General features: G+C 50.1%; 32 protein-coding genes and 1 pseudogene. 21 read left to right on the top strand and 12 right to left on the bottom strand.

Going from position 1 to position 25,764, the window contains the following annotated elements:
- Nucleotides 1-30: 30 nt before the first annotated feature.
- From ACHZA2_RS06805 to ACHZA2_RS06795, 3 genes are read left to right on the top strand one after another with little or no spacing between them, the layout of a single operon-like run.
- Nucleotides 31-477 (top strand): hypothetical protein, encoded by a 447-nt coding sequence (locus tag ACHZA2_RS06805; protein WP_319579093.1) that lies wholly within the window; start codon nucleotides 31-33, stop codon nucleotides 475-477.
- Nucleotides 477-1,268: an SdpI family protein gene (locus ACHZA2_RS06800; protein WP_319579092.1), complete on the top strand. Its 792-nt coding sequence runs from the start codon at nucleotides 477-479 to the stop codon at nucleotides 1,266-1,268. The genes ACHZA2_RS06805 and ACHZA2_RS06800 overlap by 1 nt, the downstream gene beginning before the upstream one ends.
- Complete coding sequence (locus ACHZA2_RS06795; RefSeq protein ID WP_319579091.1) at nucleotides 1,261-1,875, top strand: hypothetical protein; 615 nt, start codon at nucleotides 1,261-1,263, stop codon at nucleotides 1,873-1,875. Before ACHZA2_RS06800 ends, ACHZA2_RS06795 begins: the two co-directional genes overlap by 8 nt.
- 21 nt (nucleotides 1,876-1,896) lie before the next feature.
- On the opposite strand, the gene ACHZA2_RS06790 is transcribed toward ACHZA2_RS06795, so the two are convergent.
- Nucleotides 1,897-2,271: a carboxymuconolactone decarboxylase family protein gene (locus tag ACHZA2_RS06790; RefSeq protein ID WP_319579090.1), complete on the bottom strand. Its 375-nt coding sequence runs from the start codon at nucleotides 2,269-2,271 to the stop codon at nucleotides 1,897-1,899.
- A gap of 50 nt (nucleotides 2,272-2,321) precedes the next feature.
- Nucleotides 2,322-2,771, bottom strand: coding sequence for a MarR family transcriptional regulator (locus tag ACHZA2_RS06785; protein WP_319579089.1), 450 nt, complete (start codon nucleotides 2,769-2,771; stop codon nucleotides 2,322-2,324).
- 133 nt (nucleotides 2,772-2,904) lie between these two features.
- Between ACHZA2_RS06785 and ACHZA2_RS06780 the strand changes: the two genes are divergently transcribed.
- The 5 genes from ACHZA2_RS06780 (at nucleotide 2,905) to ACHZA2_RS06760 (ending at nucleotide 5,977) form a co-directional block, all read left to right on the top strand.
- Nucleotides 2,905-3,378: a pyridoxamine 5'-phosphate oxidase family protein gene (locus tag ACHZA2_RS06780; RefSeq protein ID WP_319579088.1), complete on the top strand. Its 474-nt coding sequence runs from the start codon at nucleotides 2,905-2,907 to the stop codon at nucleotides 3,376-3,378.
- Entirely contained in the window at nucleotides 3,375-3,836 is a 462-nt protein-coding gene (locus tag ACHZA2_RS06775) for a MarR family transcriptional regulator (RefSeq protein WP_319579087.1), read from the top strand. Before ACHZA2_RS06780 ends, ACHZA2_RS06775 begins: the two co-directional genes overlap by 4 nt.
- A gap of 125 nt (nucleotides 3,837-3,961) precedes the next feature.
- Nucleotides 3,962-4,687 carry a 4Fe-4S binding protein gene (locus tag ACHZA2_RS06770; RefSeq protein ID WP_319579086.1) on the top strand — a complete coding sequence of 242 codons (726 nt, stop codon included), beginning with the start codon at nucleotides 3,962-3,964 and terminating at the stop codon, nucleotides 4,685-4,687.
- A 9-nt stretch (nucleotides 4,688-4,696) separates the two neighbouring features.
- Nucleotides 4,697-5,356 carry a TetR/AcrR family transcriptional regulator gene (locus ACHZA2_RS06765; protein WP_319579085.1) on the top strand — a complete coding sequence of 220 codons (660 nt, stop codon included), beginning with the start codon at nucleotides 4,697-4,699 and terminating at the stop codon, nucleotides 5,354-5,356.
- A 9-nt stretch (nucleotides 5,357-5,365) separates the two neighbouring features.
- Nucleotides 5,366-5,977 (top strand): hypothetical protein, encoded by a 612-nt coding sequence (locus tag ACHZA2_RS06760; RefSeq protein WP_319579084.1) that lies wholly within the window; start codon nucleotides 5,366-5,368, stop codon nucleotides 5,975-5,977.
- A gap of 24 nt (nucleotides 5,978-6,001) precedes the next feature.
- On the opposite strand, the gene ACHZA2_RS06755 is transcribed toward ACHZA2_RS06760, so the two are convergent.
- Nucleotides 6,002-6,337 carry a hypothetical protein gene (locus ACHZA2_RS06755; RefSeq protein WP_319579083.1) on the bottom strand — a complete coding sequence of 112 codons (336 nt, stop codon included), beginning with the start codon at nucleotides 6,335-6,337 and terminating at the stop codon, nucleotides 6,002-6,004.
- Between the two features lie 135 nt (nucleotides 6,338-6,472).
- Between ACHZA2_RS06755 and ACHZA2_RS06750 the strand changes: the two genes are divergently transcribed.
- Both ACHZA2_RS06750 and ACHZA2_RS06745 read left to right on the top strand, forming a co-directional pair.
- Complete coding sequence (locus ACHZA2_RS06750; RefSeq protein WP_319579082.1) at nucleotides 6,473-7,048, top strand: GNAT family protein; 576 nt, start codon at nucleotides 6,473-6,475, stop codon at nucleotides 7,046-7,048.
- 101 nt (nucleotides 7,049-7,149) lie between these two features.
- Nucleotides 7,150-7,491 carry a DUF3147 family protein gene (locus ACHZA2_RS06745; protein ID WP_319579081.1) on the top strand — a complete coding sequence of 114 codons (342 nt, stop codon included), beginning with the start codon at nucleotides 7,150-7,152 and terminating at the stop codon, nucleotides 7,489-7,491.
- A gap of 15 nt (nucleotides 7,492-7,506) precedes the next feature.
- On the opposite strand, the gene ACHZA2_RS06740 is transcribed toward ACHZA2_RS06745, so the two are convergent.
- The 4 genes from ACHZA2_RS06740 to ACHZA2_RS06725 are packed head-to-tail and all read right to left on the bottom strand — an operon-like array spanning nucleotide 7,507 to nucleotide 10,523.
- A complete protein-coding gene (locus ACHZA2_RS06740; RefSeq protein ID WP_319579080.1) occupies nucleotides 7,507-7,734 on the bottom strand; it encodes a hypothetical protein in 228 nt (75 codons plus the stop codon).
- Nucleotides 7,731-8,066, bottom strand: coding sequence for a hypothetical protein (locus ACHZA2_RS06735; protein ID WP_319579079.1), 336 nt, complete (start codon nucleotides 8,064-8,066; stop codon nucleotides 7,731-7,733). The genes ACHZA2_RS06740 and ACHZA2_RS06735 overlap by 4 nt, the downstream gene beginning before the upstream one ends.
- Nucleotides 8,056-8,406 (bottom strand): hypothetical protein, encoded by a 351-nt coding sequence (locus tag ACHZA2_RS06730; RefSeq protein ID WP_319579078.1) that lies wholly within the window; start codon nucleotides 8,404-8,406, stop codon nucleotides 8,056-8,058. Before ACHZA2_RS06730 ends, ACHZA2_RS06735 begins: the two co-directional genes overlap by 11 nt.
- Nucleotides 8,403-10,523 (bottom strand): response regulator, encoded by a 2,121-nt coding sequence (locus ACHZA2_RS06725; protein ID WP_319579077.1) that lies wholly within the window; start codon nucleotides 10,521-10,523, stop codon nucleotides 8,403-8,405. The genes ACHZA2_RS06730 and ACHZA2_RS06725 overlap by 4 nt, the downstream gene beginning before the upstream one ends.
- A gap of 209 nt (nucleotides 10,524-10,732) precedes the next feature.
- Here ACHZA2_RS06725 and ACHZA2_RS06720 point away from each other — a divergent pair, with 209 nt between their 5' ends.
- Complete coding sequence (locus ACHZA2_RS06720) at nucleotides 10,733-11,908, top strand: MFS transporter (protein WP_319579076.1); 1,176 nt, start codon at nucleotides 10,733-10,735, stop codon at nucleotides 11,906-11,908.
- Between the two features lie 78 nt (nucleotides 11,909-11,986).
- Here the strand turns inward: ACHZA2_RS06720 and ACHZA2_RS06715 are convergent.
- Nucleotides 11,987-12,325: pseudogene (locus ACHZA2_RS06715) on the bottom strand (YkgJ family cysteine cluster protein); the annotation flags it as partial.
- A gap of 142 nt (nucleotides 12,326-12,467) precedes the next feature.
- On the opposite strand from ACHZA2_RS06715, the gene ACHZA2_RS06710 reads away from it, so the two are divergent.
- The 5 genes from ACHZA2_RS06710 to ACHZA2_RS06690 all read left to right on the top strand — a co-directional run bounded on the left by ACHZA2_RS06710 (nucleotide 12,468) and on the right by ACHZA2_RS06690 (nucleotide 16,627).
- A complete protein-coding gene (locus ACHZA2_RS06710) occupies nucleotides 12,468-13,376 on the top strand; it encodes a metalloregulator ArsR/SmtB family transcription factor (protein ID WP_319579075.1) in 909 nt (302 codons plus the stop codon).
- Nucleotides 13,377-13,381: 5 nt separating this feature from the next.
- Nucleotides 13,382-13,870, top strand: coding sequence for a hypothetical protein (locus ACHZA2_RS06705; protein ID WP_319579074.1), 489 nt, complete (start codon nucleotides 13,382-13,384; stop codon nucleotides 13,868-13,870).
- Nucleotides 13,870-14,676, top strand: a complete 807-nt coding sequence (locus tag ACHZA2_RS06700; RefSeq protein ID WP_319579073.1) for an EFR1 family ferrodoxin — start codon at nucleotides 13,870-13,872, stop codon at nucleotides 14,674-14,676. Before ACHZA2_RS06705 ends, ACHZA2_RS06700 begins: the two co-directional genes overlap by 1 nt.
- A complete protein-coding gene (locus tag ACHZA2_RS06695; RefSeq protein WP_319579072.1) occupies nucleotides 14,669-15,817 on the top strand; it encodes a radical SAM protein in 1,149 nt (382 codons plus the stop codon). The genes ACHZA2_RS06700 and ACHZA2_RS06695 overlap by 8 nt, the downstream gene beginning before the upstream one ends.
- Nucleotides 15,818-15,913: 96 nt before the next feature.
- On the top strand, nucleotides 15,914-16,627 hold the full coding sequence (locus ACHZA2_RS06690; RefSeq protein WP_319539562.1) for a DUF169 domain-containing protein: 714 nt from the start codon (nucleotides 15,914-15,916) through the stop codon (nucleotides 16,625-16,627).
- Between the two features lie 90 nt (nucleotides 16,628-16,717).
- Here ACHZA2_RS06690 and ACHZA2_RS06685 read toward each other — a convergent pair whose 3' ends face one another.
- Both ACHZA2_RS06685 and ACHZA2_RS06680 read right to left on the bottom strand, forming a co-directional pair.
- On the bottom strand, nucleotides 16,718-17,356 hold the full coding sequence (locus tag ACHZA2_RS06685; RefSeq protein WP_319579071.1) for a tetratricopeptide repeat protein: 639 nt from the start codon (nucleotides 17,354-17,356) through the stop codon (nucleotides 16,718-16,720).
- Nucleotides 17,357-17,436: 80 nt separating this feature from the next.
- A complete protein-coding gene (locus ACHZA2_RS06680; protein ID WP_319579070.1) occupies nucleotides 17,437-18,291 on the bottom strand; it encodes a hypothetical protein in 855 nt (284 codons plus the stop codon).
- A 52-nt stretch (nucleotides 18,292-18,343) separates the two neighbouring features.
- On the opposite strand from ACHZA2_RS06680, the gene ACHZA2_RS06675 reads away from it, so the two are divergent.
- The 3 genes from ACHZA2_RS06675 (at nucleotide 18,344) to ACHZA2_RS06665 (ending at nucleotide 20,268) form a co-directional block, all read left to right on the top strand.
- Nucleotides 18,344-18,772 carry a hypothetical protein gene (locus tag ACHZA2_RS06675; protein ID WP_319579069.1) on the top strand — a complete coding sequence of 143 codons (429 nt, stop codon included), beginning with the start codon at nucleotides 18,344-18,346 and terminating at the stop codon, nucleotides 18,770-18,772.
- Nucleotides 18,773-18,852: 80 nt separating this feature from the next.
- Nucleotides 18,853-19,167, top strand: a complete 315-nt coding sequence (locus ACHZA2_RS06670) for a DUF6506 family protein (RefSeq protein ID WP_319579068.1) — start codon at nucleotides 18,853-18,855, stop codon at nucleotides 19,165-19,167.
- Between the two features lie 57 nt (nucleotides 19,168-19,224).
- Nucleotides 19,225-20,268 carry a hypothetical protein gene (locus ACHZA2_RS06665; protein ID WP_319579067.1) on the top strand — a complete coding sequence of 348 codons (1,044 nt, stop codon included), beginning with the start codon at nucleotides 19,225-19,227 and terminating at the stop codon, nucleotides 20,266-20,268.
- A 30-nt stretch (nucleotides 20,269-20,298) separates the two neighbouring features.
- Here ACHZA2_RS06665 and ACHZA2_RS06660 read toward each other — a convergent pair whose 3' ends face one another.
- Nucleotides 20,299-21,183, bottom strand: coding sequence for a hypothetical protein (locus ACHZA2_RS06660; RefSeq protein ID WP_319579066.1), 885 nt, complete (start codon nucleotides 21,181-21,183; stop codon nucleotides 20,299-20,301).
- A gap of 70 nt (nucleotides 21,184-21,253) precedes the next feature.
- On the opposite strand from ACHZA2_RS06660, the gene ACHZA2_RS06655 reads away from it, so the two are divergent.
- Together ACHZA2_RS06655 and ACHZA2_RS06650 are read left to right on the top strand one after the other, a co-directional pair.
- A complete protein-coding gene (locus ACHZA2_RS06655; protein ID WP_319579065.1) occupies nucleotides 21,254-22,375 on the top strand; it encodes a hypothetical protein in 1,122 nt (373 codons plus the stop codon).
- A gap of 91 nt (nucleotides 22,376-22,466) precedes the next feature.
- Complete coding sequence (locus ACHZA2_RS06650) at nucleotides 22,467-23,894, top strand: PocR ligand-binding domain-containing protein (RefSeq protein WP_319579064.1); 1,428 nt, start codon at nucleotides 22,467-22,469, stop codon at nucleotides 23,892-23,894.
- A gap of 11 nt (nucleotides 23,895-23,905) precedes the next feature.
- On the opposite strand, the gene ACHZA2_RS06645 is transcribed toward ACHZA2_RS06650, so the two are convergent.
- Nucleotides 23,906-25,600, bottom strand: coding sequence for a transporter substrate-binding domain-containing protein (locus ACHZA2_RS06645; protein WP_319579063.1), 1,695 nt, complete (start codon nucleotides 25,598-25,600; stop codon nucleotides 23,906-23,908).
- Between the last annotated feature and the right edge of the window lie 164 nt (nucleotides 25,601-25,764).

Raw genomic sequence — 25,764 nt, 5'->3', positions numbered from 1 at the left:
TATTTAATGTCAACATGCGTATGTTGACCCATGCTTCTGCCGACGAACGACAAACAGTTCGGGTTCTGGGCAATGCGAAGAAGCGGAACTCCCAACATCACGATAGCGAATCTGGTTGGCGTCTCCAGGCAGGCAGTGTCCAGGGCTCTTTTGACCATGGACAAAAAGATCGAGACTGCACTTGGCGAGATGGCACATGCAAACCAGATCACTGTTGAAACACTCAATGTTGAGCGTGGCATTCTCATCGGCAGGTCTATCCCGTTCAATGCAAAGGCAATCGTCTTTGTCTCTGCAAAGCACGGGATGCAGGTCTGGTATGAACATGAAGGAGACTGTGGTTCATGTGAGAGGTTCACAGACTGTATTGAGTTGATCTGGGATTATGCAGAAGAACTTGGATTCAGTATTGAAAAGACTGACGATCCGACAAAAATGGCTGATGAACTGTTTAAGAAAGTTCAGGAACTGATCTGATGCGAATAATTCAACTATTATCTTCATGGGCAGGATGGTGTCCGATGAAAGCAGCTGCATCAGGCAGGATGCAGGAAGGGATCATGAGTCCGGATGGCACCTCATCAGGTCAGGCAGGGCCAACTGAAGCCAGGGCGAATCTCTTCTCATCTCTGAAATGGCTTGTTGCAGAGCTCTCATATATTGTGGCGTTTTTATTCCTTCCATTTCTCCCTGAACAGATCCCTGTTCATTGGAATCTGCTTGGAGAGCCTGATGGGTTTGCAGGCCGGTCTATCGGAGCTTTTGGTCTTCCGATCATCATCACCCTGACGACATTATTCTTCACTCTCCTGCCCAGGGTTGGGAAGATGCAGTCTGCAATCAGGAGATCGTGGGATATTTACCAGATCGTGACCTTTTCGGTTGTGACTCTGATCTTTGTAATGGAGGTTACAACTCTTCTGATATCAGAAGGGATGGATATTCCTGTCTCAATCATCTTTCCGATGTTCCTGGGACTTCTTCTTATTGTAATTGGCAGTTTTATGCCATATACTGGGAGAAATCCCATCCTCGGGATTCGTCTTCCCTGGACTCTCAGGGATGATGAGATCTGGAGAAGAACGCATGAGATGGGAGGACCTGCTTTTGTTGGGGCCGGTGCTGTTATTGTACTTGTCAGCCCGATGGCAGGAGATCTGGCTCTGATTATGATGCTTCTCATTCTGGCTATTGTAACCCTGTATACCACTATCTATTCGTACCGGATATCACAGGAAAAAATGTCTGAATTGGGTAATTATGACTGATAATTCTCAAAGAACAGTGACGGAGACCGATCCGGTAGTTACCGGATGGTGTCCAAACCATGGTATTGCTGTGAAAAAGAAAGAAGGGCCATTTTGTATGGGATTGATCTCACAGATCAGGGGTTCTGGTCCCCGTGACGGGATACCTGATATTGAAACCTATTCACACCGCCAGATTGGAATAGTCCAGATCTGGGCCAGCGTTGGTGTACTGGCAGTCCTGCTAATAACATCGGTGCTTGTCCCGGAGATCTGGTTTTTATTTCTCGTGGCGATTCTTGCCCTTGGACTTGGATTACTCTTCTTCTCAACGCTTACGGTGCAGGTCACTGAATCAGCGGTCTGTATCAGGTTTGGTCCAGTTCCGGTAATACGAAAAAGAATTCCCCTGGAAAAGATCCACGAATGGTCTAGGGTAACAACTCCCTGGTATTATGGCTGGGGACTCAGGTACATCAAAAATGGCACGTTATACAATATCTCCGGGTTTGATGGTGTTGAGATCAGGTTTCAGGAAGGAAAGCGGATCAGGATCGGCACTGATGACCCTGCCGGGCTGACTGAAGCGATCAGGAAGGCTACAGACCTTCCACCATCTTCATCCTGATACCTGGTTTTCTGGTGTTGATCAGAGTCCCTCCTCTTTGAACACCTCTTCAGCGGCATACAGGGCATTCAATGTAGCAGGGAACCCTGCATACGCACTCATCGTGTTGATGATTGCAAGTATCTCCTCCTTTGTCAGGCCAACATTGAGCCCTGCGTGGATGTGAACCTTCAACTGGGGAATTGCATACCCCAGGGCCGTGCAGGCGCCAATTACAGCAACCTCCCTGGTTTTGTTGTCAATGTCGGTGATCGAGCAGATCTCCCCAAACGATCCGAGCAGGTAGTCTGCCATGAACGGGGATATCTTCTGGAGCCGTTCGTATACAACTTCCCCTGCTCTTCCATCGATCTCTCTGAGTTTCTCTAATCCTGTTTCGATCTGTTTCTGTTCCATGCAGAGATGTTGCATCTCGTCTGATAAAATAGTTTGTTCGATCTAACTAATCACTTGCCGATCTGATCACTTTTAGGAAAACTGGATATCATGATCATGAATGCTTCGGCCAGAATCTCTCTCTGCTCATGAGACGCCTGGCGTTCTACCTGTTGTATGAACCGCTTATATGCACGCTCTTTGTGAATGAAGATCTGATGACCCTGCTTTGTGAGAGAGAGGTGGTACTTCCGCTGATCCTCGGTTGACTGAGTGCGGGAGACGAACCCGTCTTTGATCAACCTGGTAACCGCCGCATTAACCGACGGTTTTGTCACCTGGAGGGCCTGCGCAAGCTGAGTAAGTGTTGTCTGCTCCTGGCGCCGTATCTCCCTGAGATAAAAGAACTGGTGAATGGTGATATCTGGAAGGCCTGTTGCCTTCATCTCTTCTTCATCGGCTAGGCGGAGTACCTCATGGTATTGTTCGATAAACTGGAGAAACAACTCTCCGAGATCCATTGGGTATATACTGGAAGACGGTATGCAATAAATTCACGGCAGAACCACTCAGGATCGATGAGAAAAGATAATAATCGAAGTATAGAAAATTGCTCAAAATAGTATTATGTAGAAAAGTTTTACATAATACAATATGGATCGAACTAGTGGAGAGAAGCGTGCTCTCGACCTGATGGCTGTAACTCCGACAGCTGTTCTGACCACCATGGATGCGAATGGATGGCCAAGTACCAGGGCCATGTTGAACCTGCGAAACGTCGAGACCTATCCTGATCTGATCCCGGTCTTTGACTCTCACCGGGAGGACCTTTCCGTCTACTTTACCACCAACACATCTTCAGAGAAGATAAGCCAGATTGCACAGAATGGGAAGGCTTCTGTCTATTACTGCAACCCTTCCGAGTGGCGTGGCCTGATGCTTGGTGGAACGATATCGGTTGTTTCTGATCCTGGACTGAAAGAGAGGATATGGCAGGAGAACTGGACAATGTATTATCCGGGAGGTGTGCATGATGCCGATTATGCGATACTCTGCCTTGTTCCACGGATCGCTAAGTACTACGAGTACCTTGATTCGGTCTCGTGGAATCCTGCAGAAAAACCATGAAACCCCTCTCCGAAGGGGGAATCCTGATCTCCCAGGTTCATCAGCTTGCCGGACGAGTGTTTGCCCGCAAACTCCGCGATCATGGGCTTGAGGCGATCAACCCTGCACAGGGAAGGATCCTGTTTGCACTCTGGAAAGGTGACGGTATCCCGATCAGGGAACTTGCCAGCAGGACCAAACTTCAGAAATCAACTCTGACCAGTATGCTTGACCGGCTGGAACAGGACGGGCTTATTACCAGGAACCCCTCTGAAAAAGATCGGCGGGTCATTCTTATCTCCCTGGCACGGGATCATGAGATCATCAGGGATCTCTTCTTGCAGGTGTCGCATGAGATGATCGAAGAGTTCTACGCTGGTTTTTCACCAGGTGAGATCGATGATTTCGAGGAGAAACTCAGACGAATCATCAGAAATCTTCAGAATAGGGATGGCAGTGAAGATCCTGATCTGGGCTGAAGAAATTCTTCACAGATTCACGGTTGACCAAAAGATTTGTATTGACTTACGGTCAAAAATATACTGTTGATTAGAATGACGGGTCTGAATTCTGAATACATATCTCATGATGGAAGGTGCAAGAGATGAACAGGCAACAGATACGAAGGATGCTCCTTCTGTTGCTATTTGCCAGCATACCGGCTACTCTCTTCTATGTATCGCCGATCATCCTCCTGATGGGTGCTTCAGAAGGGGTCGCCACCGGGAGCATGATCCTCTTCTCCGTGACCTTTTTCGCATCACTGGTCCTTGGCCGGTTCTGGTGCGGCTGGTTCTGCCCGATGGGCGGATTCCAGGAACTTTGTGAGGGAATCCAGGATCAGCCGGTCAGCGGTGGACGACTCAACCTCCTCAAGTATGTGGTCTGGGTACTCTGGTTTGTCATGGTCATCGTGACGGTCCTCTCTGCCGGGGGTATCCGTGCGGTGAATATTTTCTACAGTACAAACTCCGGAGTCTCGCTCACCGAGCCGATCTCGTATCTGGTCTACTTCATCATCATTGGTGGAATATTCCTGTTTGCAGTTGTGGCAGGGAAGAGAGGGTTCTGCCATTATTTCTGTCCGATATGCGTCCATTTCATCATCGGCAGAAAGATCCGCAACCTCTTCAGATGGCCTGCACTTCACCTGTCCGGAGAAACGAATCTCTGTACTGGCTGTAACAAGTGTTCAAAAGCCTGTCCCATGGGGCTTGATGTTAAGGAGATGGTTCAGAACAGGCAGATGGAGGATGCTGAATGCATCCTCTGTGCATCATGCACAGATATCTGTCCGAAGGGTGCCATTACGTACGGATTCAAAAACTAAAATCTGACCATGACGATTGCCGAGCGGAAGGAACGAGAGCGGGAAGAGAGGAGGATGCAGATCATATCTGCTGCCGAGCACCTCTTCTTTGAGAACGGGTATGATCAGGTCTCAATGGAACAGATCGCCAGAGAGGCAGAACTCTCCAAAGGGACAATATTTTTTTATTTTAAGAACAAGGAGTCGCTTTATTTCACAATCGTCCTGCAGGGGATACGGCTACTTCACCAGATGATCATTGATGCAGTGGATGAGTGCGAGGGCCCGGCTATCACCCGACTGGGTGTGCTGGGACTTGCAGGCATCAGATTTGCCCGTGAGTATCCGGGGTACCGCTCGATGATATACCTCTTGAAATCAGGTAGGTTCTCTCTTGATCACGAGAATTCCAACAATGATGAGGTTGTTGAGATCATCTCCCACTCTGAAACATTGATAAATCTGACAGAAGAGATTGTGAGGAGCGGGATGGAGGATGGATCGATCAGGAATGATATTGATCCAGTTGAACTTGCAATCATCGTCAGAATGATGATCGGTTGCGTGATGGAAAAAAGTCCTGAACTTGTGTGGTCACTAAAAAGGCGTGCTATCGATGAGGACCTTTTGATATCACACTATCTCAGCCTTGTTGAATCTCTCATCTGTGGGCCTGACAGGAATACCTGATGGTGGAAAATGAGTAAAACACCGGAGAACGTGTGGATGACCCGGGTTATCAGCCTTATTAGGCAGTTCTCATCCTGGAGGTCATATGCGATCATCACAATCCTCTTCTTATTCTCCTTTATTGCCGCCACAGGCAGGCCGTATGGAACTCAGGAACTTTCAGATATCACCGGTGGTCTTGCTGTTCCTGATCTCTCCATCGGATATACTCCCCAGTCTGTATACTCCCTGCTTGATGCATTTGGTCAGGCAGGAAGGGATCTCTACCTTTCAAGGATCCTCCCGCTTGATATCGTGTTTTCCCTCTGTTATCTGTTCTTCTTTGCCATTACACTCAGTCTCCTGATCCGGTACCTGTTTCCTGGCAGAGATGACCTTCAGGGCCTCCTCATCATCCCGGTGATTGGTGGTATTGCTGATATCGTTGAGAATTTCTGCTTTATTGGCGTTCTTCTGGCATATCCTGACCAGCACCCTGTTATCATAACATGTGCATCGGTCTGTACAAAACTCAAGTTTGTCAGCAACATCTCTGCGATGCTCCTGATCATTGTAGCCCTGATAACTGCAGCCCTGTCAGCACGTAAGCGACTGATTGTTAGGAAAAATGGGAATCTATAGGTTCTGCGCTCTTATCATATGAGATCAGGTGTATTGGTCACCAAACCGGTCCCTGATCGGGTTTACCCTGATCATGATGTCAATTCCTTTCCGTTTGATAACATCATCCCCAAGGTTTACGTCCATATTCATGGACCCTATTTTGATCTCTTCTTCGACCCGTGATATGATCTCAGGGCTGCGCATCGGTTCGTACAGAACTCCCTGGTCACCAGGGAACGTTCGCCGGTGATCCACTACTCCGGAGAGGATACTGTCCGGTATCCCGTCAGGAAAAACCTCACAAACGAGGAGATCCCCGGGGGAGTTCTGGTAATAGTGTACACAGGTCTGGCATGAAGAGAGGGGTATTTTGGTCATCGTACTGGTGGTATACTCTTTTGTACCTGAAAGAAGTACCGTTTCTGGATGATTCTGAAAAGTTTCAGTTCCAAAATTACGATGGAAAGATAGTAGGAAATATTTACCCGACCGATATTATCAGACTGAAGCTCCATGGCACAGAATTCCCTAACTCATGAATCCGACATCATACTGAAAACCCCTACATCTGTGCTCAGGCCATGGTCTGCAGAAGATCGCATCTCCCTTGCTATGCATGCAGACAATCCCAATATAGCCGCATCCATGCGTGACGGGTTCCCAAGTCCCTATACTCTCGCAGATGCAGATCGGTTTCTTACCATGGCAACCGGTGATCACCCTCAGATCCTTCTTGCTGTTACGGTGGATGATCAGGCGATAGGTGGTATCGGAGTTCACCTGCTTGAAGACATTTACCACCGGACTGCCGAGATCGGGTACTGGCTCTCTGAACAATACTGGGGACAGAGGATCATAACAGATGCAGTCAGAGCCCTAATTCCTGTTGCGTTCATGAATTCAGAAATCATCAGGATACAGGCAGGCATCTTCTCGAATAACCCTGGCTCCATGCGTGTGCTTGAAAAGAACGGGTTCATCCTTGAAGCTGTTCACAAAAAAGCCATAACCAAGCATGGGGAAGTGCTTGATGAACACCTGTATGTTCTCTTCCGTGACGATCATGCAGTAGAGTCATTGGATTCGTGATCCCTGCATCAGAGGCACGATGATCCATGGAACGCGGAATCTGATGGGTGTACACTCAATGACTTACGTTTAATACCAGCCAGCATTCACTCTCTTCTGACATGGATTACCTGTACACCCTCCTGAAGTTCCTTGTTGCCGGTTTAATCATCGTGGGGGTCACCCTCATCGTTCAGCATGTCGATCCCCGTTATGGCGGTATACTTGCTGCTGCCCCGATAACAACCACGATTGCTTTTTTCTTCACCTATACCGAATCAGGTACCAGTGTTGCCCATCAACTCGTGCTGGGATCGTTTTACTTTGCCATCCCGTCTCTTGTTTTTCTGGCAGCCCTCTACCTTCTTGCAGATCGGTTCTCTTTCCTCTCAAGTATTTGTGGGGCGTACCTGGTATGGATCGGGGGAGTTCTCGTGATGAACAGAGTAATGACCGGAACATAACCTGTGTTCTCATCTCTATTGGATCTGCCTGATCTCGCCAGCGAGTTTTTCTGCGATCCTGGCACCAGCAAAGAGTTCGAGAGGGATATGAATCATATCGGCGAATGCATCCAGATCATCAATGGAGAGGAGGTCTGGTGATCTACCCATCTTCTTACATTGCATATTTACTGTCGAGATGGCGAGACCTGATCCGATGACCGGGGCCAGGATTTCCGCGATCTCTCCAGTGATACGGTTCATGTATCCTTCCTCCTAAAAAGGATCAGGATCTGATGTCCTGCAAGGATCAGGCAGGAGACCGCAACAATGTATGCCAGGCTTTGAAACCACTTCATCGAAAGATCAGGAGTAAATCCAAATGACAGACCATCCCCGAAGTACCGTATCAGTGCTCCGACTGCCATAAACACAGCAAAGCAGAAGAGGAGATTGATAACCCTGAGTACCCGTCCTCCGAACTGTCTTCTGGCATCGAGGTAGACCGTTGCAGTTGCGAGAAAGACAATGAAAATAATGATCTTCAAAACCGGGTTGAGGATACTCTGATCATATACCAGGAGATCACTCATCATTGCCGGTCTCCTCACTGGTTCCCAGAATTCTGTAAACATCAGCCAGTTTTTTCCGAACAAGGAGTGCGATAGCGAGTGAAAAAATCGCCAGGAGAAGATTCAGAAGGCTCTCTCCCCATTTGTAATGCGAATAAAAATCACCCTCATATCTGAAGGCTGCCCCTATCGCCCCGGCTATCGCTCCGAAGAAGAGCAGAGTTGAGATCTGGGATAAAATCCCTCCATACCTGATCCGGCATCGTGCAAAAAAACATGCTGCAACAAGGAACAATACGAGGATGAGCACCTTTACCAGCGGATTTAACGGGCCTGACTGGTATGACAGGAGATCACCGATCATTTATCTGATCCTCTTTTTCGTCTCCAGACATGTGGTGGGGCTGTGATGAAAAAACTTGAACCTTTCCTGAACACCCCTGTCTCACTGATCGATATCCCGGTGATCGCAAGGATCTCCCTGACCAGAAAGAGGCCAAGCCCGGTATTCTCGCCGACTCCTTTCTCAAAGATCCTCTCCTTCTGATCATCTGCGATGCCGGGTCCGTCGTCTGATATTGTAATGACCCCAGACCCTCCTTTTTCAGAAAATGAGATGGATACTCTCGTCACCTGCCCTCCATGCCTTTTCACGTTGTCAAAGAGGTTATAAAAAACATGCATAAACATCGGATCAGCAAAAAATTCTGCGTTACCTGTTTCAATCTCAAGGTTAACGGTTTCCGGGAGGGTGTTTGATGCTGCAACTCGTGCGATGGTCTCGATATTCTGCCAGACCGGGTGGCTGTCTCCAAGCTCCTGGTAATCACGTGCAAACGCGATCTGTTGATGGATCATCTCGCAGCACTGTCTCATATAGGCTAGGTACTCGGCTGCAGGTTTGTCGTTATTCACCCTGAGTTCGATGAGATCACAGAATGCTTCGAGTGCCTGCAGCTGATTCTGTATATCATGCCTCGTGATGCTTGAGAGGATGTTCAGTTTTTCCTTTGACTTATGGAGAGCTTCTTCAATGGTGACCCGATCAGTGATATCCCTGGTGTTGATGATATACCCTGAGCAACTCCCATCCTTCTCATAGAGGAGTCTTCCTGTTGATTCTATCCACCGGTACTGCCCGTTTTTATGAAGCCGTTGATACCTGGCATATGGGATCTCTCCTTTGAGCATCAGGGAAACTGTGGTCATAATCTGCTCAAGATTTTCAGGCCTGACAAACTCATACATGTACCTGCCGACAAGTTCCTCAGATGCATAACCAAGGTTTCTCTCGTATGACCGGGTCACATACCGGTACCTGTTCTCTAGGTCACAGATTGCCGCCATATCAGCCATGTTGCTTACGATCTGCATGAACAGTCCGGAATCAGATTGATATTCACACTCCGGCCTTCCGTCTCCGTCATCAGGGTAGTGCGAGTCCGGGATTTCCCCACTTGTTCTATGGTTCGATGAGTCTAGACCGGTATCTGTCCTCTGCTGCTCTCCTCTCATATACAGTGCAACCAGAGAAGCAACTGTCATGAAGAGAGGTTCTGGTGGATCAGTGCTGTTAATGGCAAGAAGAGAAGCCCCATAGAGTTCTTCCCCTGCAGCATACGCAACTGTCAGGTAATGATCGAATCCTCCAGCCTTCCTGATGGCAGAACTTGCAAACCGGGATATCTCCCCTTCGCTGATTGTGGTGAGATCCTCATCTCGTTCAATTGCGCTTCCTATCAGCTTCTGATATCGTTCGACTGAGATGGGAATATTGAGGTCTTCTGGATCTTTTCCCAATATCTGTGCTATCTGATCCCTCACTCCGTGTCTGAAAGAGAGAGAGGCTGCGCAGAGGCTCTGATTGTCTGGCCGGTATCTGAAAAAAATATCTCCTGCTGCCCCGACCTGCCTGAACAGGTCAGAGAGATCTGCATAAAACTCATATTCCGTTGGAATCTCAGCAAGTCTCACACTGAACTCCCCAATGGCAGTCATCCATCTGCTATTCTGTATGGATTTGCTCTCATCTGAATTTTCAGGCTGAATATGGGGGATCAAAACCTGGGGGAGGATTCTTCCCATCGTCCGCTCCCGTGCTGCTTTTTCAAGTAAGTGGGCGATCTCGATCCATTGTGACTTGAGATCATGGTTTTTTACGATCACATGATCAGCACCGGCTGTCTTGGCATCCCTGATAACCTGCTCTTCATCCCGCCCGGTGAAAAGGATAAAAGGAATATTTCCATGCCTGGATCTCACCTGCCTGAGAAGATCCATCCCGTTCATATCAGGCATGTAGTAGTCAGAAACGATAGCATCGAAGACATTATCCTGGGATTCCAGCAGTTCAAGGGCACTGTCTCCGGAGTCAACAGCACGAACAAGAAACGGCCCTGCCTCTTCAAGGTATCTCTTACTGATGAAACGGAGACTGAACTCATCATCAACAACGAGAACAGATAACCGGGCCCTTACCATCTTCTCCTTTATACTGATCTGTGGAAGTAAAATAATTCCGGTTATTCCTCCCAAATCCTGTTATGGGCTCGCATGATCAGATCCTGTCCTTATTTCCCTGTTTATGGTGAGTGAATATATACTCTGACGAATGATGCACTCAAAGAAGATCTGAACGGGTGCATCCTGTATCTGCATCCCAGCCTGATTCGAATAGAACATATCAGATCATGACTGCGAGTCTGCCATCTCCCGGAACAAGAAGGCGGATCTTTCTCTCCCTCTACTCTGCAGTCTTTGCAACCATGGTGGGAGTTGGGATCGTCATCCCCCTGCTTCCCCGCTACGCTGCAACCCTCGGGGCAACCGGTATCTGGATCGGTGCGATATTCTCAGCATTTGCGTTATCAAGGGCACTCTTCCTCCCTGTTTTTGGCAGGTTATCTGACGACCACGGGCGTCGCCGCCTTATCATTTCAGGGCTGTGTTTGTATTCTCTTATCTCATTCCTGTACACAATGGCCGGATCAGTCTATGAGATCACAGCTCTGCGGTTCATACATGGCATAGCCTCTGCGATGGTTCTCCCGGTAGCCATCGCATATATCAGCGAAATTGCCCCGACAGGAGAAGAAGGGAGTTTTATCGGTTCATTTGCCAGTTCGATCTCACTCGGTATGAGTCTTGGCCCGTTTATCGGAGGAGTCATATCAGATTACCTCACGATGGATGCAGTATTTCATACCATGACTCTCCTCTCCCTTACAGCCCTCCTGACTGTATTCTTCTATCTGCCTGATATCCCCTCCTGTCCTGTAAAAAAATCCCCGATCAGGTCTATCATAGCCTATAAGCCACTGCGGGGGCCGATTCTGTATCAGTTGATGTATGCCCTGGCGAACGGCACATTCATGGTATTCCTTCCAATTGCCGCGATCACGATAGGGGGTCTATCTGCTTCAGAGACCGGCCTTATCATCCTGGTATCAGTCCTCTCCACCCCGGTCTTCCAGCATTTTTTCAGCAGGATTGCTGATCAGTTTGACAGGTACTATCTCATTGCGGGTGGCACTGCCATGATCGGCACCTCTCTCCTTCTGCTTCCGGAATTTGCCGGACTCTTCCCCTATCTCTCTGCTGCTCTTCTGATGGGTATCGGCAGAGCTATCTCACTTCCGGCGATGTATGCGGTTGTAGCGGTTGCGGGCAGGGAGGTCGGGCACGGGAGTGCATCAGCACTGGTGAATACCACACTTTCAGTAGGTCTTATCGTCTCTCCCCTCTTTTCGGGGATGGTGATGGATCTCTCCGGAACCAGAATGATCTTCTATGTCGCCGGGATTGCAAGCATCTGCTGCACCTTCCTCTTTTTCAGGATGGACAGGTCCGAGGGACCTGTGTGCTGAATTCTCTCTCCTGATCTGTTCAACGACCGGGCAGTCAAAGAAGACCCCTTTTTGACCCCACTCCCATGGTCTGAACCTGATGCAGATCGTGGGCCGTGTCTTGTAGATCGAGCAGTACCACTCATGATCTGAAAGTGGTCGGAGAAACGGGCAGTCCTTGTAATAGTCACCGGTATGAGGATTGATCATATCAGTCCAGAGAACCCGGGACAGGGATTGATCAGTGTTGAACGAGGCGCAATTGACATACGTTCCGTCAGTGCAGTATGCCTCAAAAAATGTCAGGATATCTGTCTGATCTCCAGTCACCCACCGTTCAAGATCTTCTTTTGTTGCATTAATAGAAGGGCCGTACCTGCAGCATCTGCCGCATCTCAGGCAGACAGGTGCCAGGCCGGGGGTCTGATCCGGATCCATGCGTTCAGCATAGACTGAGTGCTCATATTATAGGAGGGGAGGGTATCAGCGGTAGTGGGGTACCGGTCTCAGTCTCCTCTCAGGCCCCGCAGCACCATACAGAAATTTGTTATAACACTATAAGTAATTAGTTATACACTTCATGGCAGCAGGAGTACCTGAATACGACTCTCCCGGTGAATGCCAACAGGTCCGGGATCTGGCAGAGACGTTTAAAGTCCTGAGCGATGCAAACCGACTTCGCATTCTCTTTCATCTCGCAACAGACACAACCGGAACACTCGGGGTATCAGACCTCGCTGCACGCGTTGGTATCTCCCAGCCGGCAGTCTCCCAGCATCTGAAACTGCTCAAGTCTGACGGACTTGTAGAGGCCGAACGTGTGGGGTTTCACGTCAACTTTACCCTTAACCGTTCACGGATGGTTGAGATTGCTGAACAGTTCGAGCAGGTGCGATCTACTGTACTCTCCCGGTGCAATCAGCAGATGGTCAGGGAGAAGATCCCTGAAGGTCCGCTCAACATCGCGATCGTGTTCTACTCATACTCCGGGATCACCAGGGGACTAATGGAGAAGATACACGAGGTCTGTGGCGGCGACCTGATTGAGGTTCATACCCTGAAGAAGTACAGGTCATTTACCGCGTTCACCACCGGCTGTATCCGTTCCCGCAACGAGGAGACGGACCCAATCACACCAGAGAAGATTGATGTGTCTGGGTATGATCTTCTCGTGATCTCAACCCCGGTCTGGGCCTGGAAACCTGCCCCTGCTGCCAACTCACTGGTTGCAGGCCTTTCAGGCTGTGCCGGAAAGAATGCGATAGTATGCACCACCTACAGCAGCAACCCGGGCCATTGCCTTCCCCTCCTCAGGAAGAGTCTGGAGAAGAAGGGGGTTCTTGTTGCAGGTGAGGCAGCACTCTCCCGTCGTGAAACCGAAGATCCGCATCATGCAATGGAACTGATCACAATGATCATCGGGGCATACCAGACAGCCTCTGACCAAGAGGAACCTGCCGGAAAGAACTCATACCAGAAGAGAGACTGACCATTATGAAGATCACTGTCATCTACCATTCTCACTCAGGAAAGACCAGGACAATTGTTGAGAAGATTCACCGTCAACTTGACGCAGATCTGATCGAGGTTGTTCCAAATCAGCAGTACTCAACCCTTTCTGCCGTAACAAAAGGATGTTACCGGGCACTGACTGGTACAGCCGACATCATCACTCCTGATCAGATCTCACTTGATGAAACAGATCTGGTCGTACTTGCATGCCCGGTCTGGGCAGGAAAACCGAGCCCTGTTATGAACGGGGCTTTGAAAGCCCTCTCGGGAGGAGGTGGTACACGTGCTTTTCTCCTCGTCACCTGCAACGATGCAAAGAGCGGAGACCAGGCCATCGCCCTGCTCAAATCACGTGCATCAGATGCGGGTCTGGTTCCTGTCGGTGAAGGCATCCTAGACAAACAGGCTGTGATCAGCGATCAGGCGATAGTGCCCCTTATCGAGAGAATCCGCAGCGCTGGAGCAGTATAATGAAGACAACCCTCTATTATTTTACCGGAACCGGAAATACACTGGCTGTTGTCAGAAAGGTTGCTTCCCTTCTTGGAGATACAGATCTGGTTCCTATTGCATCTCTGATGAATGAAGAGGCGATTGCTGCACCGGATGGTAGGATCGGAATCTGCTGCCCTGTGTATGATATGGGTATCCCGGTCATGGCCAGAAGTTTCCTAACAAGGCTTTCGATTCCCACTGATTCGTATGTCTTCGGACTTCTGACCCTTGGGGGGACCGGTGCTTCAGCCCTGAAGATGATCGATCATGGTGTACAGTCCCGGAACGGGCGTGGTATCAATGCCGGATTTATGGTAAAGATGCCTGGCAACTTCCCTCCTCTCAGTGTTCCCCCCACTGGAGCGAAACAACAGTCAATCCTTGCAAAGGCTGAAGTTGATTGTACCAGAATTGCCGATGATATCAGGAATAACCGTGAAAAGCGTCCCGGCATTGCGCCTCTCTCATCCCTGCTCCAGTTGCTCCTCTATAATCCATTTGCAAAAAATGTCCACCGGTCCGGTGAGAGATTCACTGTCTCTGCTGCATGTACATCGTGTGGAACCTGTGCAGCGGTCTGTCCTTCTTTGAATATCAGAATTGATGGTGGAAAGCCGGTTTATGCAGACCGGTGTGAACTCTGCTGTGCATGTCTCAACTACTGCCCGGTTCAGGCGATCAACCTGAACATGATGTTCGGCACCGAAGGAAGAGGGCGGTATCATCACCCTGCAGTCACTCCTGCTGACCTGCGTACGCAGAAGGAACTCCTGCATGAGTAGTCAGCAGATCATGCACTCCACCCGGACGACCTGTCTGTCTCCTGCGCATGGTTCTGAACGATCATCGGGATTCTACAGCGGCCTCCTTGCAGAGAGCATTACAACCAGTGTGAGACAGGTTATCAGGATTGTGGGTGCAGATCCCATCCTGCTTTTTACCGCAACCCGTCTGCTCGCGGCACAGAAGAAGGCAGCACAGAGGCGTGAGATCCTGGCTGCTGAAGATGTGCAGGTTCCGGCAGTAGTGATGCTCAGCCTGACTCACCAGTGCAATCTTGCCTGCCAGGGGTGTTATATGCGATCTCTTCACCGTCCTATAGCACCTGAAATGAACTCTGATCAACTCAGAAGCCTGGTTTCCCAGTCTGTTGATCTCGGGGTCTCGTTTCTTGTCATTGCCGGAGGTGAGCCCCTGGTCAGAAAGGATGATATTCTGATGCTGGCCCGTACCTTTCCTTCGATGACCTTTGCCGTCTTTACGAATGGTCTCCTCATTGACGAACCTCTTGCTGGTGAACTCGGGAAGTTGAAGAATATCGTTCTGATACTCAGCATCGAGGGAGACGAAGAAGCGACCGACTCACGGCGATCAGAAGGGGTGTACGATGCTGCTATCAGGTCTTTCTCGTTGCTTCGTCAGAATAATCTCTTCTTCGGCTGCTCAGTAACCGTGACCCGGGAGAATTTCTCTGAAGTCACCACTGACCGTTTTGTCAGCGAGATGATATCACACGGATGCAGGCTGATCTCGTATGTGGAGTACGTTCCAATCGAGGAGGGAACTTCTAATATGACCCTTTCTGACGAGCAGCATCACCTCCTCAATCACCTCATTGCCGGGTTTTCAGATCATTATCCTGCTCTCTTCCTCGGGTTTCCCGGAGACGAAGAGAGTTATGGAGGGTGCTTATCAGCAGGAAGAGGTTTTGTTCATATCAGCCCTTCCGGAGATCTTGAGCCCTGTCCCGCTGCCCCGATATCTGATATGAATATCACAACAAAGCCACTCCGTGAAGCACTCTCATCTGATCTTCTGGCAGAAATCCGTGCCAATCATCAGATGCTTTCTGAATCCGGAGGAGGGTGTGCACTGTGGGCAAACAGAGACTGGGTCTCCTCCCTGCTTTCATCTGATCAATGAGCCTGGAATAATCCAGCCTCTCCTCTCTATTCACAATTGAGAAGAGCATCCTGAAGCTCTTTATGGTTGATGGTCCTATTGTTTCCGAGGAAGATCATGCAGGATGCCATACGGACAAAGATAGATTATGCCGGGATTTCCCAACTCATGAAGGAGCACCTTCATCTTGAGGGATCCCCCGTTGCCATAAAGTTCATCACCAGCAAAGAGCATCTCCCTGAAGGGGTACCTGCCCTGGAAGAGAAGGTAACCCACTGCCAGATGGTGAACATGGCACGAAAAGATGGAAAGATCTTCTACTCCGTCAGTGAGAACCATACATGCATGGGTGGTTCGTGGGCACTGGGTCTCCGTGAGATCACCCATACCCTGAAGAACGGGGAGTTTTATTATAAACTTGGGAAGTATGACAGCTGGGCTGCATGCAAGCGGACCATTCTCAATATTCCCCATGTAGAGTCAGGTGCAACCTATGCCATTGCGTATGCCCCGCTTGAAAAAGTCCCGTATGATCCAACACTTGTCCTTCTGGTCACCAAACCCAAGGCAATGCTGAAACTGGCGCAGAGCAACCTGTATCGGCTGGGCGGGAGAATTACCTGCAACTTTGCCGGTATTCAGTCGGTCTGTGCAGATGCGTCCGCCCAGGTGTACCTGACCGGCAGGATCAACTTCTCGCTCGGGTGTGACGGTTCGCGAAAATACTCTGGGATTGAAGAAGGTGAGATGGTTATGGGTATCCCTGCAGAGATGCTCCCTGAGATTGCGGCTGCCCTTCCGGTGGTCTGCGGAGCACCAGGCTCGTCATAATTATCTATCCGTTATCACACTTTTTTTAGTAAATAGTTCAAAAAAGAGACCCGATCCAGTCACGGGTTCACCGCGATAGATACCGGGTGCCTATCTTCCCTGTTGACCCGGAATCCCCGGGCTCATTCCCATACTACCCGGACCCTGTGGCCCGAACGGCTGGTTTCCTGCAACCTGTCCCTGCATGTTGTTGGGAGGATGCTGGTTGAACGGTGGAACTCCTGAATAATCTGTCGAGAGTGAGGTCGCCCGCTGATATGCATCACGTGCATCCTCGTACCTCCCCTGCTTTTCATAGACATTGCCGAGATTATTCCATGCTTCTGTATACCTGGGATTAATGGCAACAGCCCGTCTGAATGCAAGAACTGCATCGTTATATCTGCCTACCTGTTCGTAGGCGGTGCCGAGGTTGTTCCACGCCTCTGCATAGTCAGGGTTGATAGCGACTGCATTCATGAATGCTGATATTGCAGCGTCGTAATCACCACTGCTGTAATACGATTCGCCGAGGCTGTTCCAGTCTGATGCTGTGTATTCTGCAGTACATGTGCCTATTGAAGCAAGCAGCAGAATGAGCAGAAGAGAAAATAATGCAGAAATCTGAACCGATCTGCATGATTCCAGGAGACGTGAGTTCTTCTGAAGATCCATGCTTCGACTCTGCCTGATATATGAAAAACAAGATCCAACTCCCTGGTCTGCCTCTTCAACCTGGTGGTTGCCCATTTGGGTCAGTTCGTTCCTCCTCTCCTCCTATCAGGTAAGACCCGGAAACTGACCAAGAGGAGATTCAACCCTTCTTATCCTTACTCCTTATATCCTACGGTACCGGAGTTCTGGTATCTGACGACACACACCTTCTCGTCCCGGCGGTGCTCTCTGTCATAGAGTAAATATACAAAAAATCGTGAAAATATGCAGATAAACCCGGTAACCCTGATAGGCAGTATCCTGGTTCTTGCAGTACTATTGGAAGCCATTTCTGTATGGGTTGATGCCGAAACACCATCATCAACAGAAAGTCTGACTACAACTCCTACCCAGACACCAGTCCCGGTTCCTGCCCCGGCAGTCCCTTCTCCCACACCTGAAATCACTGCTCCCTCTCCGATAAACAGTGCAACCCCGGTGGCTACAGCGAACCCGGTTTCTGTCGTTTCGACACCTTCTCCGGTACAGAGCCAGGTGAACACTCCGGTCTCGTCTTCTCCATCGCCGGAGATTACTGTCCCGGACCTGGCAGGTGGTACATATTCAGATACAACCGCGAACCCGGCTTTAGATACTCTCAGCCCCGACGTTCTCACTCCTTCACCTGGGGAGTCTGTGAGATCATCAGGAGTAACAGGATCAGAGGACCTGACACCTGCCCCGGTCAGCAGTTCAACCAGGCAGGTACCAACAACCCCGTTATCCAATGAGACAGCGATCACTCTCACATCGTCTCCTGTCCTGACACAAGCAGCCTCGCTCACCAGCAGTATTGCAGCCGGAGATGTGGCAACCGCTGTGACGACCATACCAACAACACTGCCAACCGGTGAAGCAACCACTACTACTACTACGACAACAGCAACGGTTACTCCCACTCCGAATGAGACTGCCAATGTCACCCCTACGGTAACCCCAACGTCCACGATAATTCCTACTGTCACAGCCACCGCCACTGCAACTCCTCCGTATTACTACTCCCCACCGTTCAGTTCACTACCAATGAGTTTGAGTATCGAAGGTGCAGAGTTTCCATCAGATGCGGTTCCGGGAAAGACCAGTGACATCACCCTTACCCTGTCAAATCTGGCTCCGGCATCTTCTCAAACTGAAACCGCGGTGACACTGGAGCCTGCAAACCTCCAGGCCAGAATGAGCGGGCCGAAAACGCTTACCCTGGAGAAAACTGATTCAGCCTGGCTCTCTGATGAGTCTCTGCACCTGCTGGCTGAAAGGTATGAAGGGACATATCTGGCAACTTTCCCGCTCACAATCCCGGCATCAGCGGGAAGTTTTCTCTATGCCTACTACCCGAAGCAGACCCTCACGAACAGGTACACCGGTGAACAGGAGACAGTCGCTGCAGGATCGGTGATTCAGTTCACATTGATAGTCACTCCTGATTCAAGAGCGACTGTTTCTAGTGCTTAGCCCTCTCCCCTCACGAGGGTTCTCTCATTTTTTGTTTATCAGCGTGGGTTATATCTCCGGGCCGGTACAATCTGAATCTCATGGTACTGAAAGCAGCGTTCATCTTCACAGCACCAGGTGCGGATCCAATAAAACATCGTTCGGTTGTAACCACCCCTGAAGTGGTCCTTACAACTGTCGGTGTTGCAGATTACCGGATGGCAGAGGAGGTTGCAAAGAGCCTCGTTGATGAAGGAATCGGAGCGATAGAACTCTGCGGCGGGTTTGGTATCGAAGGGACTGCTGTAGTAAAGAAGGCGGTTGCAGGAAGGGCAGTGGTCGGTGTCGTACGGTTTGATCACCACCCCGGTCTTGAGTTCAGGAGTGGTGATGATTTGTTCTCCCACACCGGGTAGATCTGCTCACCTGGCTAGCAGTGATTCTTCCCTGTTGTCTCCCTGTAGGATAATGATATGATCAGCACCGGACCATGCGATTCGGCTGTACAGGAGATACTTGCCGGCCTCCCCTCAGATCCTGATCTCCTCATCCAGTATCTGCTCGCTGCCTTCCGGAGGTATGAGAATCATCCCTGCATCCTTCATGTTGCCAGGGAGATCAGCAGTGTACTTCTCACCCGAATCTCACCTGAAGATTTCACCCGCTTCTGTATGGATTCAGGAAACCCTGAACCTCTTCTCACTCCCCTCCTCTCTGATCTCACCGGCCTTGTTGCAGACCGGTCCTTTGATCAGGCTGCTCTTTTTCTTCCCTACCTTCTCCCGTTCGGTGAACGGTCATGGCCTGATTTCAGTACCGAAGAGTACAGATCGTTTCGTGATCTGATCGAGTACACCTACTACATGACCGAATGCAGCCCGGAGCGGGATCTCATCATGCTTCCGTTCCTTGGGACTGACATCCTCTACATGTATGGAAAATACCTCTCCGGAATCAGGGATGACGAGGCAGCAGTTCGTGTACTGCAGAAGGCCAGGCATCAGAGTCCTGTCCATGCTGGGATCCTTGGAGAACTCGTCTCACTCCTGCTCAAAAGCCGCTGGACCACTGAGGCTGGCCCGCTTCTGACGCGTTCGTTCAGAACTGCCTGGCTGAAAGAAGATCTCGCCCTTGCATTCAGAAATCAGGGTTTTCTCTTTTCACTGCAGGAAGATGACGTGGCTGCCATCACCTGCTACCTGATGGCAGAGACCTGGGAGGAGTCAACTGATGGGAGAGAAGAACTGAGACTCCTCTCCGGGCGGGTAGGAGATATTGATCACGAATATTACAACCGGGAAGGATTGAAGATCCTGACTTACAGAGGAGTTTCAACCGGTCCTGACCCGGTGATCATCTCACTGTTGACCGGAATTGCAGAGAATTATCTTGATGAAAACAACCTGCTAAAAGCGAGGGAGTACCTCATCAGGGCCGGCCAGCTCCTGATGAGCGATGAGATTGAAGACAGGATCATGATGATCGAACGGCGACTGGAAGACGGTGGAGTCTTCTGATCCTCCTGTCTGGAGCCTGATCCCTCCCCGTCACTCAGGTTGCATCATTCTCCTGAGCCTGATCCCGGTGATGGTGACAACTCCTCCGGCAGTTACTGTCAGCACGCCAAGAATATCCATGAAGATCATCAGAACCGCTTCAGGTGCGATAAGGCTTGCTCCTCCAAGCAGTAGTGAGACTGCTCCTATGAGCATTCTGCTGACAAATCCCTCGGGCACCGCTCTTCTTCCTCTCAGAACCCTGCGAAGCAGCATGACTGATGATGCAAACATCCACCCTGAGAGGAGCACAAGGATAACTCCTCCCCAGAGTCTCGGTGGTATCCATCCCAGTATAACGGCAACCCCAATGATCCAGACTCCACCGATGAGATCGTTGCGGCTGGATACCCTGAACGGATGTATCGAGACGCTGCTCATCAGGGTAAGAACCCCGAAGAGCAGTACTACGCCAGGTATCAACAGGGTGGTTAATCCAAAAAATGTCAGGTCAGGAATGATTATGAAGATAACACCGAGGAATATCAGGAGAGGACCCAGGATCAGATGGTGACGGAGAACTGCGTTCTGCTCATCGATCTGGCCGCCGGTACCCGGCCGGGGCTGCTGCCTGGTGAAGGAGATGAGCGTGATGAATGTCTCTGATATCATCAGGAGCAGGGGTGCGTCATCGATCAGGTGAAGGAGGGGATGCCTCTTTGGATCATACCTGTCAAGATGCACTTTGAACTCGGTCCTGGTCTCGTGCAGGTGGTACTGCCCGCTGCGATAACTGGCCATGGTTCCCGGTGTCGGAACATTGATCTGTGATCTGACCCATTCTTCTCCAAACGGCTCTGTCACCTGATCCCTGGGGATCGAGACCTCCCAGATTCCTTTATGAAGCGGGTGCAGAAAATCTTCGATTGATGGCATACATCCTGTACGATAGCCATCAACGGGAGCCTGTATTAATATGCCGCAGGGTTTTTTTGTGCAGGAATATATGGAAGATCAGCCAACAGATGAACAGATGGAGGAGACCTTTGGCGATGAGGCTGCAGATCTGAAAGATGCCATTGCAGATGAGAAATATCGTCTCCAATCACTTCTTGAAGGCATCAATGCTGATCGTATACAGGCGGCAGGATATGGCGCCCTCGCTGTTGCGGTGATCCTCAATATGTTCTGTCTGCTTGACAGGCCTGACAGTTACATGGTCCTCTGGATCCTCTCAAGCCTCTACTTCTATCTCATCTATCCGCTGATTCCACTCGCGTTCATCCTGATACCCGGCCTTTTCAGAAAGACAACAGAAAAGCGTGAAGGCCGTGATCCTCTCCTACCATGGCTGAAAAACCTACACCTTGTCAGGAACCACCGGATAGTAATACAACTTGCCATCCGGTTCTTTCTCCTCGGTATCATGCCTCTCACATCAGGCATGGTCCTGATATACAGCCTCTCGCTTGTGTATGCGATCCTGCTTGGTGCTTACGGTGATATTCCCCTCCTTACCTCCCTGCTCATCATCGTTCAGTGCCTTGGGATCCTGATCTTTTACCTCGATCTCTCCTGTCTCAAACGCCAGTTCTCTTTCTTCACCCGGTCACTTGCGTTCATAACGTCTGATCACTGGGTGCGATATCTGTTGATGGCAATCTTCGGAGTTCTGGTGGTGATCATCGCCTCGTGTGCAACGATCATCCTGCTCATTGCAATCCTGATGCCAGGCTTTACCCTCGGTGCGTATGTTGATGCAGCCAGCCTTATCCAGGAGAGAGCAGACATCAGGATTCTCCTGCTCTTTATGTGTCAGTTCATCGTGATGCAGTACTTCCAGAGTGTTCTCAGCCGGAGGATTGCACGAACCCTCTGTTCTGATCAACTGGTCAGGATAGAGGAGGCTGAAGCAGTCCTGGCCGGATCAGTTTCCGGGTCGGTCTCTCCGGTCAGCAGAGACAAATTGGTAGAGATGGTACTCCCCCTGGTGATAGAGTCCAGGATTCACGGCATCACCCGGATGCATATGGGGGGCCTCTTCCCTACCTACACCATAGGACTTGATATCGATGAGATCTTCAGGATCAGGTCACTCGAAGAACTCTCCGGCATGTTCAGGAAATGAGCGATCAGGTTCCGAAGAGTTATGTGCCCGAAGGTGAGAGTATTGTTGTCTCCATACTCTCTCTGAATACGGTCCTGTAAGTGATATCATCATGATAACCGTTCTCACTGTTGATGACGAGCCGACCCTTCTTGAGGTTGGCAGGCTCTTTCTTGAGCGGATGAGTGATATCACGGTTGAGACCGCCTCCAGCGGAAAAGAAGCCCTTTCCCTCCTTGAGAGCCATCCGTACGATGCCATCATCTCTGACTATGATATGCCTGAGATGAATGGGATTGAACTCCTTCATGAAGTACGGTCACGCTTCAGTGATCTACCGTTCATTCTCTTCACAGGAAAGGGTCGTGAATCCGTTGCGATTGATGCCCTGAATGCAGGAGCTGACTTTTATCTGCAGAAAGGTGGTGATCCGAGATCGCAGTATGTTGAGCTGGCATCCAATGTCAGACAGGCAGTCCGGAGAAAACTCGCAGAGGACGCGATAAAACACAAGATCGTCTCACTCACAAGTCCTGAGTCAGATACCGGGTCACTCACATTTTATGATGTCTTCAGCCTCGATGATATCCAGGAGATCCAGGATGCATTCTCGTCAGCAACCGGGGTTGCATCCATCATCACCGAACTGGATGGTACACCGATCACAAAGCCGAGTAACTTCTGCCACCTCTGTAACAATATCATCAGGAAGACAGAGAAAGGGCAGAAGAACTGTTACATCTCTGATGCAGTGCTTGGGAGGTATCATCCCGAAGGGCCGGTGATCTCCCCGTGCCTCTCAGGCGGACTCTGGGATGCAGGGACAAGCATCAGCATCGGAACGAGACACGTGGCTAACTGGCTCATCGGTCAGGTCCTTGACGAGCAGGCTGACTATGACCGGATGCTTCTCTATGCAGACGAGATAGGAGCAGACAGAAACGAGTTTTCCGAGGCACTTGCTGAAGTTCCGAAGATGAGCAAAAAGCAGTTTCAGAAGGTCTCGGAAACTCTCTTTGTCATCGCAAGCCAGTTATCACTCCAGGGTCTGCAGAATGTGCAACAGGCACGTGAGATCTCAAGGAGGGAGCGGGTCGAATCTGACCTTCGGGCTGCCTATGAACAGATCGCAGGTGCGGAAGAGGAACTGAGAGAGCAGCTCGATGAGATACGTCAGGCAAATCTGTATGCACATCAACAGGAGCAGCAGTACAGAACCCTCTTCATGCATATGAGTGAGGGGCATGCCATCAGGGAGTTGATCACCGATGGGGGAGTAGTGACCGACTACCGGTTTATCGATGTCAATCCTGCATTTGAACAGTTGGTAGGGAAACACCGCGATCAGATCGTGGGGGTGACCGGGTCTGAAGTCTTTCACATGGCACCCCCTCCGTTTCTCGATATCTTCACAAAAGTATCCGAAACGGGCACACCGGTGGTAAGTGTGATAGAACACCCGGGCCTTCACCGTGAACTCAGGATCTCGGTATTCAAGCCGTACAAAGGCGTAGTTGGCACAATTTTTTCGGAACTCTAGGTGTCATCCCCTTAGTTGTCCTGTTGATTCCCATCACTATTCTCTGGCTCTTTTACCGTGACGCCATAATGCTTCTTCAGGTAACTAAAGATCTTCTCAGACTCATTCCACCGCTGATCAAGCTGATTGATCATCGCATCAATTCTTCTGACCTGCTCTTCTATCAACGGTATCCCTTCATTGCCGTACATCTCGGTGGCCCCGAGGATTACGGTGAGTGGATTTCTAATCCCGTCATTCAGAAGCGAGAGTTCAGCAAGGTTGCGTTGAATCTGTGTGATTGCGTTCTCACGTTCGGCTTCATACCGGTTTCTCTCGGTGATATTCTGCATCTCTGCACAGAACCACTCGTTGCCTTCAAAGGTGAAGTACCAGAGCATGATCTCAACCGGCATCCCGGCTCCGGATTTGATCCTGATATCAGTCTCAATTTTGATTCTCCCCTCCTTCCTGACACGGGCAAAGAGTTCGTTGACTTTGGTGTCAGTCAGGTGCGAGTGCAGTGCTGACAGGTGCAGATCCCTGATCTCTTCCCGTGAGTAACCTGTCTCCTGGCAGAAGGTCTCGTTGAAGTCACGGATGGTCATCCGGCTATCTATCCAGAGGAACATGGCATGGCTGTGATCAACAGTGAACCGGGTGATAAGCAGCGTGTCGGCGGTCTTCTTGTGCTCGGTGAGTTCTCTCTCAAGGTCGCAGGTCTTCTCACTGACGACATGGGTGAGGGCACGGTTCCAGAGGATCACACCACCGGTTACCAGAAGGAGGGCAGCAACTATCCCGATGGATAGCAGGATAAGTGCTGGATCTATCAGATTTTTCGTAAGAGTAGGGGATATCCACCGTCTGAAGATCTCGTCACGCTTCTCCGGTGGTATCGCCCTGATCCCCTTGTTTATAATACTGACCAGTTCTGGGGCATCTTTTCTTACTCCGAAGGCGTATGAGAACTCATCAGGGCTCTCCGGCATGTACGAACCTGCCACATGAAGGTTGCTGATCCCTTCAGAATCAACGTAGTAGGTCGATGCGGCAAGATCTCCGAAGTATGCATCTGCAGATCCGAGTGATACCGCCATCAGCCCGGATCGAACATCAGACACCGGAACAATGGTGATGTCAGGGTACTTCTCTCTGAGGAGCAGGGTTGTCGTGTATTCTCCGACTGAAGCAACCCTCTTTCCTGCAAACTCCTCAAGGGTCATGTCAGTCCGGGTGTCTGATCTGGTGATGATCGGAAGAAGTGAGCGATAATACGGTTCAGAATAGATCAGGTAATCGTTCCTGAGGCTAGAGACATACACCGCTCCAAGGACATCCACGCTCCCGTTTTTGATCTTTGCGATACAGGACTCCCAGTCCTTTTCATGTGAAACACTGATTTTAAGCCCGGTATTTTTTGCAACTTCTCGGAGAAGATCTGCAGATATCCCCTGGTAGTCCTCGGACTTTGTGATCTGTTCGAACGGTGGATAGTTCTGATCAGGGCATACCCGGATCTCGGGATGGTCTGCAATCCATACTTGCTCCTCTGGTGTGAGATTTACCGGGCTGTATCCGGTGATAGCATCCATGGGCCCTGAAGACGGGATGGCCTGCATCACAATTGCAGCGGTAATGAACCCAAAAATGACCATGCCGAGTAGGAGGATCGGGCCGGGATACGAATATCTCCCTGTTTTACCGACAGGATCTGAATGGTTCATCTTCGCTCAATTATGTTATCATCACTCTGATCAGGGAAAAACACTGTGTTTCCGCCTCCTGATCTGGTGAGAATTGTTCTCTCATCATAGATGAATGGCGGGATACTAAACACTTGCCTCATGTTCTTCCATCACATCCGGGAGGTACACCCCGGGCACAGTCA

This window comes from uncultured Methanospirillum sp. (assembly GCF_963668415.2).
Classification (GTDB): Archaea; Halobacteriota; Methanomicrobia; order Methanomicrobiales; family Methanospirillaceae; genus Methanospirillum.
Note: the sequence above shows the minus strand (reverse complement) of the source record. Positions and strands in the feature narration are given on the sequence as shown.

What these genes read in the sequence shown, in the direction of transcription:
- ACHZA2_RS06695 (WP_319579072.1), top strand. Translation starts at nt 14,669, where the DNA reads ATGAGTAGTCAGCAGATCATGCACTCCACCCGGACGACCTGTCTGTCT.
- ACHZA2_RS06765 (WP_319579085.1), top strand. Translation starts at nt 4,697, where the DNA reads ATGACGATTGCCGAGCGGAAGGAACGAGAGCGGGAAGAGAGGAGGATG.
- ACHZA2_RS06665 (WP_319579067.1), top strand. Translation starts at nt 19,225, where the DNA reads ATGATCAGCACCGGACCATGCGATTCGGCTGTACAGGAGATACTTGCC.
- ACHZA2_RS06690 (WP_319539562.1), top strand. Translation starts at nt 15,914, where the DNA reads ATGCAGGATGCCATACGGACAAAGATAGATTATGCCGGGATTTCCCAA.
- ACHZA2_RS06735 (WP_319579079.1), bottom strand. Translation starts at nt 8,066, where the DNA reads ATGATGAGTGATCTCCTGGTATATGATCAGAGTATCCTCAACCCGGTT.
- ACHZA2_RS06780 (WP_319579088.1), top strand. Translation starts at nt 2,905, where the DNA reads ATGGATCGAACTAGTGGAGAGAAGCGTGCTCTCGACCTGATGGCTGTA.
- ACHZA2_RS06710 (WP_319579075.1), top strand. Translation starts at nt 12,468, where the DNA reads ATGGCAGCAGGAGTACCTGAATACGACTCTCCCGGTGAATGCCAACAG.
- ACHZA2_RS06775 (WP_319579087.1), top strand. Translation starts at nt 3,375, where the DNA reads ATGAAACCCCTCTCCGAAGGGGGAATCCTGATCTCCCAGGTTCATCAG.
- ACHZA2_RS06725 (WP_319579077.1), bottom strand. Translation starts at nt 10,523, where the DNA reads ATGGTAAGGGCCCGGTTATCTGTTCTCGTTGTTGATGATGAGTTCAGT.
- ACHZA2_RS06770 (WP_319579086.1), top strand. Translation starts at nt 3,962, where the DNA reads ATGAACAGGCAACAGATACGAAGGATGCTCCTTCTGTTGCTATTTGCC.
- ACHZA2_RS06785 (WP_319579089.1), bottom strand. Translation starts at nt 2,771, where the DNA reads ATGGATCTCGGAGAGTTGTTTCTCCAGTTTATCGAACAATACCATGAG.
- ACHZA2_RS06790 (WP_319579090.1), bottom strand. Translation starts at nt 2,271, where the DNA reads ATGGAACAGAAACAGATCGAAACAGGATTAGAGAAACTCAGAGAGATC.
- ACHZA2_RS06740 (WP_319579080.1), bottom strand. Translation starts at nt 7,734, where the DNA reads ATGAACCGTATCACTGGAGAGATCGCGGAAATCCTGGCCCCGGTCATC.
- ACHZA2_RS06755 (WP_319579083.1), bottom strand. Translation starts at nt 6,337, where the DNA reads ATGACCAAAATACCCCTCTCTTCATGCCAGACCTGTGTACACTATTAC.
- ACHZA2_RS06795 (WP_319579091.1), top strand. Translation starts at nt 1,261, where the DNA reads ATGACTGATAATTCTCAAAGAACAGTGACGGAGACCGATCCGGTAGTT.
- ACHZA2_RS06660 (WP_319579066.1), bottom strand. Translation starts at nt 21,183, where the DNA reads ATGCCATCAATCGAAGATTTTCTGCACCCGCTTCATAAAGGAATCTGG.
- ACHZA2_RS06685 (WP_319579071.1), bottom strand. Translation starts at nt 17,356, where the DNA reads ATGGGCAACCACCAGGTTGAAGAGGCAGACCAGGGAGTTGGATCTTGT.
- ACHZA2_RS06730 (WP_319579078.1), bottom strand. Translation starts at nt 8,406, where the DNA reads ATGATCGGTGATCTCCTGTCATACCAGTCAGGCCCGTTAAATCCGCTG.
- ACHZA2_RS06675 (WP_319579069.1), top strand. Translation starts at nt 18,344, where the DNA reads ATGAGTTTGAGTATCGAAGGTGCAGAGTTTCCATCAGATGCGGTTCCG.
- ACHZA2_RS06645 (WP_319579063.1), bottom strand. Translation starts at nt 25,600, where the DNA reads ATGAACCATTCAGATCCTGTCGGTAAAACAGGGAGATATTCGTATCCC.
- ACHZA2_RS06750 (WP_319579082.1), top strand. Translation starts at nt 6,473, where the DNA reads ATGGCACAGAATTCCCTAACTCATGAATCCGACATCATACTGAAAACC.
- ACHZA2_RS06745 (WP_319579081.1), top strand. Translation starts at nt 7,150, where the DNA reads ATGGATTACCTGTACACCCTCCTGAAGTTCCTTGTTGCCGGTTTAATC.
- ACHZA2_RS06650 (WP_319579064.1), top strand. Translation starts at nt 22,467, where the DNA reads ATGATAACCGTTCTCACTGTTGATGACGAGCCGACCCTTCTTGAGGTT.
- ACHZA2_RS06805 (WP_319579093.1), top strand. Translation starts at nt 31, where the DNA reads ATGCTTCTGCCGACGAACGACAAACAGTTCGGGTTCTGGGCAATGCGA.
- ACHZA2_RS06720 (WP_319579076.1), top strand. Translation starts at nt 10,733, where the DNA reads ATGACTGCGAGTCTGCCATCTCCCGGAACAAGAAGGCGGATCTTTCTC.
- ACHZA2_RS06655 (WP_319579065.1), top strand. Translation starts at nt 21,254, where the DNA reads ATGGAAGATCAGCCAACAGATGAACAGATGGAGGAGACCTTTGGCGAT.
- ACHZA2_RS06760 (WP_319579084.1), top strand. Translation starts at nt 5,366, where the DNA reads ATGAGTAAAACACCGGAGAACGTGTGGATGACCCGGGTTATCAGCCTT.
- ACHZA2_RS06705 (WP_319579074.1), top strand. Translation starts at nt 13,382, where the DNA reads ATGAAGATCACTGTCATCTACCATTCTCACTCAGGAAAGACCAGGACA.
- ACHZA2_RS06700 (WP_319579073.1), top strand. Translation starts at nt 13,870, where the DNA reads ATGAAGACAACCCTCTATTATTTTACCGGAACCGGAAATACACTGGCT.
- ACHZA2_RS06800 (WP_319579092.1), top strand. Translation starts at nt 477, where the DNA reads ATGCGAATAATTCAACTATTATCTTCATGGGCAGGATGGTGTCCGATG.
- ACHZA2_RS06670 (WP_319579068.1), top strand. Translation starts at nt 18,853, where the DNA reads ATGGTACTGAAAGCAGCGTTCATCTTCACAGCACCAGGTGCGGATCCA.